The sequence below is a fragment of the Actinomyces sp. HMSC08A09 genome, from assembly GCF_001807465.1.
In the GTDB taxonomy this organism is placed as follows: domain Bacteria; phylum Actinomycetota; class Actinomycetes; order Actinomycetales; family Actinomycetaceae; genus Actinomyces; species Actinomyces oris.
Map to the genome: position 1 here is coordinate 1 of NZ_KV789132.1, position 9,142 is coordinate 9,142.

9 protein-coding genes are annotated in these 9,142 nt (G+C 64.6%); 3 read left to right on the forward strand and 6 right to left on the reverse strand.

Annotated elements, in window-relative coordinates:
• On the reverse strand, positions 1–2,194 hold a 2,194-nt coding region (locus HMPREF3165_RS08190), incomplete at its 3' end, for a DUF7926 domain-containing protein (RefSeq protein WP_256275233.1).
• A 403-nt stretch (positions 2,195–2,597) separates the two neighbouring features.
• Here HMPREF3165_RS08190 and HMPREF3165_RS08195 point away from each other — a divergent pair.
• The gene (locus tag HMPREF3165_RS08195; protein WP_070512343.1) at positions 2,598–3,320 is read left to right on the forward strand and encodes a nucleoside/nucleotide kinase family protein; all 723 of its coding nucleotides are present in this window, start codon (positions 2,598–2,600) and stop codon (positions 3,318–3,320) included.
• Positions 3,321–3,516: 196 nt separating this feature from the next.
• On the forward strand, positions 3,517–4,560 hold the full coding sequence (locus HMPREF3165_RS08200) for a bile acid:sodium symporter family protein (RefSeq protein ID WP_070512346.1): 1,044 nt from the start codon (positions 3,517–3,519) through the stop codon (positions 4,558–4,560).
• Between the two features lie 10 nt (positions 4,561–4,570).
• Here HMPREF3165_RS08200 and HMPREF3165_RS08205 read toward each other — a convergent pair whose 3' ends face one another.
• The 5 genes from HMPREF3165_RS08205 to nrdH form a co-directional block, all read right to left on the reverse strand.
• Complete coding sequence (locus HMPREF3165_RS08205; protein ID WP_256275234.1) at positions 4,571–4,849, reverse strand: hypothetical protein; 279 nt, start codon at positions 4,847–4,849, stop codon at positions 4,571–4,573.
• Positions 4,850–4,947: 98 nt separating this feature from the next.
• Positions 4,948–5,163 carry a type II toxin-antitoxin system HicA family toxin gene (locus tag HMPREF3165_RS12935; protein ID WP_083303258.1) on the reverse strand — a complete coding sequence of 72 codons (216 nt, stop codon included), beginning with the start codon at positions 5,161–5,163 and terminating at the stop codon, positions 4,948–4,950.
• Between the two features lie 179 nt (positions 5,164–5,342).
• Entirely contained in the window at positions 5,343–7,499 is a 2,157-nt protein-coding gene (gene nrdE / locus HMPREF3165_RS08210) for a class 1b ribonucleoside-diphosphate reductase subunit alpha (protein WP_003788405.1), read from the reverse strand.
• Positions 7,484–7,894, reverse strand: a complete 411-nt coding sequence (gene nrdI, locus HMPREF3165_RS08215; RefSeq protein ID WP_070512349.1) for a class Ib ribonucleoside-diphosphate reductase assembly flavoprotein NrdI — start codon at positions 7,892–7,894, stop codon at positions 7,484–7,486. Before nrdI ends, nrdE begins: the two co-directional genes overlap by 16 nt.
• 17 nt (positions 7,895–7,911) lie before the next feature.
• Complete coding sequence (gene nrdH / locus HMPREF3165_RS08220) at positions 7,912–8,157, reverse strand: glutaredoxin-like protein NrdH (RefSeq protein ID WP_003788409.1); 246 nt, start codon at positions 8,155–8,157, stop codon at positions 7,912–7,914.
• A 685-nt stretch (positions 8,158–8,842) separates the two neighbouring features.
• Here nrdH and HMPREF3165_RS13850 point away from each other — a divergent pair.
• The coding region (locus HMPREF3165_RS13850) for a DUF4956 domain-containing protein (RefSeq protein ID WP_256275235.1) at positions 8,843–9,142 on the forward strand (300 nt) is incomplete at its 3' end.

Genomic DNA, 9,142 nt, shown 5'->3' on the forward strand with positions numbered 1-9,142 from the left:
CCGCGCTGGCGTCAGCGGCCGGCTTGTCAGTCGGAGCGGCACTCGGCGCAGCACTCGGCTCGGCGGAAGGCTTCGCAGTCGCCTCAGCGCTCGGCGTCGGCGACGGCACGGCGAGAGAGGTGTACATACCGGCGAACTTCAGGTCCAGCACCTTCTCGCCAATGTGCACCTTCTGAGACGCGGGGGCCTTCAGGGAGTACCCATCGACCTGAGCCGTGTTCACGTCCTGTTCAATGGTGCACTCCGTGCCCACAGGCAGCTCCGGACCGTTGACCGGCGTGCCATTGGCCTTGGCCTTGAGGGTGCCTTCCTGCCCGTTGTCGCAGGTGTAGGTGAAGGTGAACTCCTTGTCCCCGACCTCGGCGCCCTTGACTGTGTTGGTCACCGAGAACGAGCCCTTGGCCTTCGTGTAGGTGTTGGTCATCGTCACCTCGGCCGTCTGATCCTTGACGATGGCGACGGTCTGCGGCTCCGGGGCGGTCAGCGTGTATCCCGCCCGGAAGGCGGAGTCGGTGATCTCGGTGACGGTGCAGGTCGAGCCTGCCGCGACCTCCTCGGAGTGCTCCGAGGTCTTCCCGCCCTTCACCATCAGGAAGCCCGTGGTGTTGTCAGTGCAGCTGTAGGTGAACAGGAAGGTGGAGTTGCTGAAGTCGCCGTCGCCGGCCAGGGCCTTCGTGATCGTGAAGTCACCGTGATCCACGGGCACGGCGTCAGCAGAGTTGCTCAGCGTCACGGTCTCGAGCATCTGCTCCTCAACGGTCGCAGTGTTGGTGCTCTGGCCGTTCACCATGAAGGCCGGCTTACCCCAGACGACACCTTCAGGAGTGACCGAGGCGTTCGTCGGGTCCTCGTTGAACGTGAGGACCGTTCCGGTGGGGAAGATTTCCTTGAACACGGTCTTCGCACCGATGTTGAGGGTCATCTCGAGGTCACCACCAGTACCCTCCTGGTTGAGGGTGCCCGGGGCCTTCCAGCCCGGGTAGGCGCTTGCCTTCGCGTCACCGGGCAGGTCGTAGTTGACACTGACCTTGAAGGTGGTGTCCGCCGCCACCTTGCCGGTCTCGGTTCCGGTGAGGAGCTTGGTGATCTCGAATCCACCGAAGCCGGGCTTCATCTCGACGTTAATGGAGAAGGATGAGGCGTAGTGCACCGCGTAGGAGCCCCGCAGACTGGTTCCCAGCGCGGTGGCGTCGTTCTTGTACCGCACACCGGGCTGCACCTTGCCGTTGTCGGTGTTGGGGGTCGACTCGTAGCGGACGATGTAGTTGCTGCGCGGCGCGAAGGGACCGGTCACCTTGATGAAGGCGACGTCGCCGTTGAAGGTGACGTCGAGGTCGAAGTCGCCCGCGCCGGTGTTCTGGTCGGCGCCGGAAGCGTCCGTGAGCTGCCCGGAGCTGGCACCCTTACCCTCGGAGGTGCCGGTCTCCAGCCTCCACCTGCTCTTGTCGGCGACGTACTTCTGTCCGGGGCCGAGCTCATCGGTGAACATGATGGTCGAGCGGGTCTTGCCATCCACGGTCAGCGACTGACCGTTCTCCTCGAGAGCCGCCTTGATCTGGTCAGGACCGAAGATCAGCTGCCAGGCAATTTTGTCGGAGTCAGCGGTCAGGTCACTGGCCCACTTGGTGACCTTCTCCGGCTTGTAGGGGCCTTCGACGTACGCGCCGATCTTGCCGCCGGGAACGGCCACGGGAGTGTCCACGCCGTTGGCCTTGATCGACAGGTTGGGCAGATCCGAGGCCCCGTTGGCCACCACCAGTGACGTCCCGTTACCCCGCAGGTCCTTGAAGCCCTGGGCGACGATCTTGTCGAGCTCACTGTTGAAGGTGCAGGTGATCTTACGCTCGGCCACCGAGCACTCACCCACCTGCGTGGCGACGCCATCGTGGTTGAGCATCATCGGCTCAGTGATCTTGTCCTTGCTGCGGACCTGCTCGGGCAGTGCGATCTCGAAGGAGTCCCCGCCCTTGGCCTGGGCCTTGCTGGCATCCCAACTGAACTTCAGCTTGAGGTAGTCACCGCTCTGAACCGCGGTCTTGCTCGGGTCCTCCTCGCCGACGGCGTTTGAGGGGGTCAGTGACAGGTCGGAGACAGTGATCTTCGGGTTGATGGCGGCTCGGGCCTGCATGGGCAGGACCGTCAGCATCGCGGCAACCATCACCACGAGCAGGAGGAGAGCACCTGTGGCACGCACAGGCGCTCTGAGCGCTCTGGGGGCAGGGATCTTTGACACGGCAAACCTTTCGGGAGAAGTCCGGCATTCAATTGATGCGGTGCCGAACTTAAGTTCTATATTTACTGGTATCAATGGCGAAAATCTCACGCGACGGTCACGAATCGGCTGCCGTTTTGCCTCGGAATGATGACGACGATGACGACTTCATCGCTAACCGCTCAGGTGGGAGAAATCGATTTTCGACGGCGCCCACCTCGGTTCATCCCTCAGCCGACCCCAGAGTTGCAGCCAACAACCGACCCTCGGCAGTATCGCCCACGATTCCGCCAGCCAGCCGGCAACTACTCCACTCCAGGCGTCACGACGGATACAGATGCCGCATCTGTCCCTCAGGCACTTAGTTGACTGAGATAATAGATTCATGAGTCCCGCGGTTCGGGTGGGCGAGATCCCCACCCTGGTCAGCAACCTCGTCGACCAGCTCACGCAGCGGTTGGCGGCCGATGACGCGCCTGAACGCCTCGTCGTCGGGCTCGTGGGGGCTCCCGGTTCGGGAAAATCAACGATTGCCGAGCAGCTGAAGACCGGTCTGAAGGCGGCGGGCGTCTTCGCCGGGCTGGTTGCCATGGACGGCTTCCACCTGTCCAACGCCGTCCTGGACGAGCTGGGGCGCCGCAACCGCAAGGGCGCCCCTGACACATTCGACGTCGAGGGCTACCTGACGACCCTGGACCGGGTGCGAGCCGACGGCGCCCCTCAGGTCCTCGTTCCGGTCTACCGGCGCGACATGCACGAGTCCATGGCGGCCGGGAGCATCGTCAGCGGCACCGGCGTCGTCGTCACTGAGGGCAACTACCTCGCGCTGGAGACGCGCGGTTGGGGTGCGGCGCGTGAGCGGATCGACCTGCTCATCCACATTGACGTGCCCGAGGAGGTGCTCGTGCCGCGGCTCATCAACCGGCACGAGGACTTCGGCAAGAACCCGCTGGCGGCCGGTCACTGGGTGCGCACCGTGGATCTGCCCAATGCTCGCCTCATCGCCACAAGCGTCCACCGCTGCGACGAGGTGTGGCGCGAGCCCGAGGATGAACCCGAGTCCGGCGTCGTCAACCGTGCCGACGACGCCGACGACGACCTCGAGTAGAGCCCCGGCCTGCACTGGCCTCACCAAGCCCGCAGGGCCACCGACGCGGGTTACGGCCGGCGGCCCGTTCCGAGCCCTCAGTACTCGAGGCCCAGATGCGTCCGCACGATGGACTGAGACGGCATCGTGTCACTCCTCGGACTATCGTCCCCGCACGTATCCCCGCTGACGCTCCATCGATGATCCGAGGCATCCCATGACACCCCCTCCTGACACAGGCGCTGACACCGACGCGGCCTCCGAGAGGAGGCAGGACCGCAGCGCCCGCATTGCGGTGACGGTCTTCCCGCTCATCATGTTCGGCGCCTTCCTCGCCGCCTTCTTCTCGCCCTCCACCTTCGTGCCGTTGGCCGGTTACATGACGCCGTTGCTGGCCGTCACGATGCTGGGGATGGGAATGACCCTGTCCATCCCGGACTTCACGATGATCGCTCGTCACCCGAAGCCGGTCATTCTGGGTGTGCTCAGCCAGTACGCAGTCATGCCGCTGGTGGGCTGGAGCGTGGCGAACCTGCTGCCACTGTCCCCCGAGCTCAAGGTGGGCATCATCCTCATCGGCTGCGTGCCCGGAGGGACGACGTCGAACGTGGTCAGCTACCTGGCCAAGGGCAACACGGCACTTTCGGTGTCGATGACCGCTTTCTCCACGATGCTTGCCCCCATCGTCACCCCGCTGCTGACCCTGTGGCTGGCCGGCACCTACATGCAGGTACCGGCCGGGTCGATGGCTCTGTCGATCGTGCAGATCGTGCTGCTGCCGGTAGGTGCGGGCCTGGCCTGCAATGTCTTCTTCCACCGGCAGGTGGCGCGGATCCAGCCGGCGATGCCGTGGGTCTCGGTCGTGGCGATCGCCGCGGTGGTGGCGGCCGTAGCCTCCAAGAGTCAGCCGCTCATCGCCACCGCGGGGCCGCTCATGTTCGCCGCAATCGCCTTGGAGAATGCGACCGGCTACGCCCTGGGCTACGCCGTGGCGCGAGCCTTCGGCGTCTCGCGGGCCGACCGCCGCACGATCGGTATCGAGGTGGGCCTGCAGAACGCCGGGCTCGGTTCAACGCTCGCCCTGCAGTACCTGAGCGCGGCGGTGGCCGCACCCTGCGCGGTGGCGACCTTCTGGCACACGATCACCGGTTCCCTGCTGGCCATGTACTGGCGCCTGCGCGGGTTCCCGGCCGGTGAGGATCCGCACGCCACCGTGCGCGAGCTGCGCCGTCGCACCGAGGAGTCCTCGGCTGCGAGGTAAGCCACTGCTGTTAGGCGGAGAGCTGCGCGATCCGCCCCGGAGTGAGTGCCACGGCGCCGGCGACGTCGCGCACACTGTGCCCTTGAGCCAGCATGGCGTGCACCGACTCCTCCGTTGCGCTTCGCAAGGCCGCCTCGGCGGAGCGGAGAGCCATCCGGTCGTTACCGACCTTGAGTGCCCGCACGATGTACTCCGGCAGACCATCATCCGGAAGAAGACGGACGTCAATGACAGCCCCCTCCGGCAGATCCGCTGCAAGGATGATGGCGTCGACAATCTCAGCGCGCACCGCTGCGAGAGTAGGGGCCCAGGTATGCGCCGTGGGTTCCTGAACGCACTGCGCCAACCAGTTGTCCGCCTCGCGACTCACCGTCACGTCATACGTCGTCATCGTCTTGTCCACCCTTTCCCGAGGACCGGCGCAAGGTCGCGATCGATCGCAGCCAGCGTTCCCACCGGCACCTCTCCAGCATGTTGAGGAACAACAGTGAAGGCCCGAACCCCCTCGGCCGACAGCACCTCGTACCGTCGATGCGAACCACGTTGACGAGTCATGACACCACCCAGCGCCTCGATCCGTCGGTTGAGCTCACGCACCTTCACGACAGCAGTTTATCCGCTAAACAACTCATGTGTACAGCCACTACACACTACACAGGAGATATTGGTAAGAGCGGTCATCGACAGACACTCGCCCATCCGGCACGAGAGTCGGGGCCGGGAGGAATCATGTCCTCTCGGCCCCGACGGCAGTCATGGGCAGGCAGCCGACGGCGGCCGGCTCACAGCATGCAGGAGACGCAGCCCTCGACCTCGGTTCCGGTCAGGGCGGCCTGACGCAGGCGGATGTAGTAGAGGGTCTTGATGCCCTTGCGCCAGGCGTAAATCTGGGCTCGGTTGACGTCGCGGGTGGTGGCCGTGTCCGGGAAGAACAGCGTGAGGCTCAGCCCCTGGTCCACGTGCTGGGTGGCCACGGCGTAGGTGTCGATGATCTTCTCCGGGCCGATCTCATAGGCGTCCCGGTAGTACTCGAGGTTGTCATTCGTCATGAAGGGCGCCGGGTAGTAGACGCGGCCGATCTTGCCCTCCTTGCGGATCTCCACCTTGGCCACGATCGGGTGGATCGAGGAGGTGGAGTTGTTGATGTAGGAGATCGAGCCGGTGGGCGGCACGGCCTGCAGGTTGCGGTTGTACAGGCCGCCCTTCTTGATCTTCTCCGCCAACTCGGCCCAGTCCTCACGCGTGGGAACGTGCACGCTGGAGGCCGCGAAGATCTCCTTGACGCGCTCGGTGACCGGCACGAAGTCCTGGGTCACGTACTTCTCGAAGAACTCGCCGCTGGCGTAGGTCGAGTCCTCGAAGCCCACGAAGCTCTCCCCGCGCTCCACGGCCATCTCGTTCGACGCCGTCAGGGCGGCGAACAGGACACTGGCGAAGTAGACGTTGGTGAAGTCCAGGCCCTCCTCGGAGCCGTAGTGGATGCGCTCGCGCGCCAGGAAGCCATGGAGGTTCATCTGCCCCAGGCCAATGGCGTGCGACTCATGGTTGCCCCGGTCGATGGAAGGCACGCTGGGCAGGTGGGTCTGGTCGCTGACGGCGGTCAGGCCACGCACAGCGGTGCGGATCGTGCGGGCGAAGTCCGGGGAGTCCATCGTCTTGGCGATGTTGAGGCTGCCCAGGTTGCAGGAGATGTCCTTGCCCACGTGGGCGTAGGTGAGGTCCTCGTTGAGCTCGCTGGGCTCGGAGACCTGAAGGATCTCGGAGCACAGGTTGGACATGACGACCTTGCCCTTGATGGGGTTGGCCTTGTTGACCGTGTCCTCGAACATGACGTACGGGTAGCCGGACTCGAACTGGATCTCGGCCAGAGTCTGGAAGAAGGTACGGGCGTTGATCTTCTTCTTCTTGATGCGCCCGTCGTCCACCATCTCGCGGTACTTCTCAGTGACGTTGATGTCCGCGAAGGGCATGCCGTAGACGCGCTCGACGTCGTAGGGGCTGAAGAGGTACATGTCCTCGTTGTTGCGGGCCAGCTCGAAGGTGATGTCCGGGATGACGACGCCCAGTGAGAGGGTCTTGATGCGGATCTTCTCGTCGGCGTTCTCACGCTTGGTGTCCAGGAACCGCATGATGTCGGGGTGGTGGGCGTGCAGGTACACGGCCCCTGCACCCTGGCGGGCCCCGAGCTGGTTGGCGTAGGAGAAGGAGTCCTCCAGCAGCTTCATGACGGGGATGACGCCGCTGGACTGGTTCTCGATGCGCTTGATGGGGGCGCCCATCTCCCGCAGGTTGCTCAGCAGGAGGGCCACTCCCCCGCCGCGCTTGGACAGCTGGAGGGCGGAGTTGATGCCACGGGCGATCGACTCCATGTTGTCCTCGATGCGCACGAGGAAGCAGGAGACGGGCTCCCCGCGCTGGGCCTTGCCCTCGTTGAGGAAGGTGGGGGTGGCCGGCTGGAAGCGGCCGGACATCATCTCGTCAACGAGGTCGAGGGCCAGCTGCTCATCGCCGTCGGCCAGCGTGAGGGCCACCATGGTGACACGGTCCTCGAAGCGCTCCAGGTAGCGCTTCCCGTCGAAGGTCTTGAGCGTGTAGGACGTGTAGTACTTGAAGGCTCCCAGGAAGGTCTCGAAGCGGAACTTGTGGGCGTAGGCGGCTTTGAAGGCGGACTTGACGAACTCCGGGGAGTACTTGTCCAGGATGTGGCCCTCGTAGTAGCCCTCCTCGACCAGGTACTCGAGCTTCTCCTCCAGGTCGTGGAAAAAGACCGTGTTCTGGTTGACGTGCTGGAGGAAGTACTGCCGGGCCGCCTCGTGGTCGGCATCGAACTGGATCCTGCCGTCCGCGTCGTAGAGGTTCAGCTTCGCGTTGAGCGCGTGGTAGTCCAGCTCCGGGGAGGACACGGTCTCTGAGCCGGTGTCCGTCAGCGTGTCTGCCAAAAGTTTTCCAATCCTTCTTTGACGCGTGCGACGTCCGTGGGGGTGCCGAGCAGCTCGTAGCGGTACAGGAACGGCACTCCCAACTTGCTGGCGATGATGTCACCCGCCAGGCAGTAGGCCTGGCCGAAGTTGGTGTTGCCCGAGGCGATAACGCCCCGGCACAGGGCCCGGTTGTCCGGGTTGTTGAGGAAGGCGATGACCTGCTTGGGCACCGCCCCCTTGACAGAGCCGCCACCATAGGTGGGCACGACCAGGACATACTCCTCGTCCACGGTCAGCGGCGGCTCCGTGCGCCTCAGGGGGATGCGCGCCGTCGGGAAGCCGAGCTTGCCCACGAATCGGTGCGTGTTCTCCGAGGTGGAGGAGAAGTAGACCAGCAGAGGCCCGCTACTCACGGCGCGCCCCCGCGGCCTCAGACCGCGACGGACTCGACGGCCAGGGCGAGGGTCTTGATCTTGTCCGGACGGAAGCCGGACCAGTGGTCCTCTCCGGCGACGACGACGGGGGCCTGGGCGTATCCCAGGGACTTGACCTGCTCGAGAGCCTGAGCGTCCAAGGAGATGTCCACCGTCTCGTAGGACAGGCCGGCCTTGTCCATGGCGCGGTAGGTGGCCGTGCACTGGACGCAGTTGGGCTTGCTGTAGATGGTGATCGCCATGTCCGTCTCTTCCTCAAGGTCGGGTGGCGGTGACTGCGGCCCGTCCCCGAACAGGGACTGCGCCGGCGGCACCACACGCTTGTCATTCACGGGAGGCCAGAACGGCCCCGCGGAGCAAGACACTACCCCTTGGGGTGATCCGGGTCCATCACCCCAAGATGCTGTGTCTAACGTGGCCCTGTGCACACCACCCCTCCCCTCTGTGGAAAACCTTCGTCTCACTGTGGACGGCTGGTGGAGACAGTCCGTGGCCGCCTCGTTGGAGGTCCTCGAGCCCATCCCCGCAATCCGCACAACGATGGTCCTGCATGGGTACGACATCTATTCGCCCCCCTTAACCACAGGCGCGGCCGGTCGTCGACAGCTCTCTACCCCCAGCCCTGGGGATGAAGACGCAGAATTCGCCCTCTCGGACGCACCCCTTCGGCGTGTCGCCGCACCCAGCGAACATCCAGCAAGTGGCCGGGATCCGACGGCGTCGAAAGCGACCACCTCGATCGACACTTCCCGCCTCCAGCACTCAGCAGGCCGGTGATAACCGTGACAACGAGGAAGGCTGCTCCGAGAGTATGCAGCCTCACACCACACAGGGGGCTCATGCCCTAGCGCGATTTATACAAACCAACCTATCGTTATGTTAACGTAACAATACGGTTCCCAACCCATCTCCCCCAAGGACATCCTCATGCAGCAGGTGTTGCAAGACCTACCACTGACACTGGCCTACATCGGCGCCGACCTGGTGGCTCTCGCCATCCTGGTCGGGGCCCTTTACATTCCGCGCCACGGGCGCCGAGACCTGGTGGCCGCCTACATCGGCGTCAACGTGGGCGTCCTGGCGGTCACCCTGCTGCTGTCGACGAGCGACAACGTCGGGGCCGGCTTGGGCCTGGGGCTCTTCGGTGTCCTGTCCATCATCCGCCTGCGCTCCTCCTCCCTGGCCCAGGGGGAGGTGGCCTACTTCTTCGCGGCCCTGGCCCTGGGC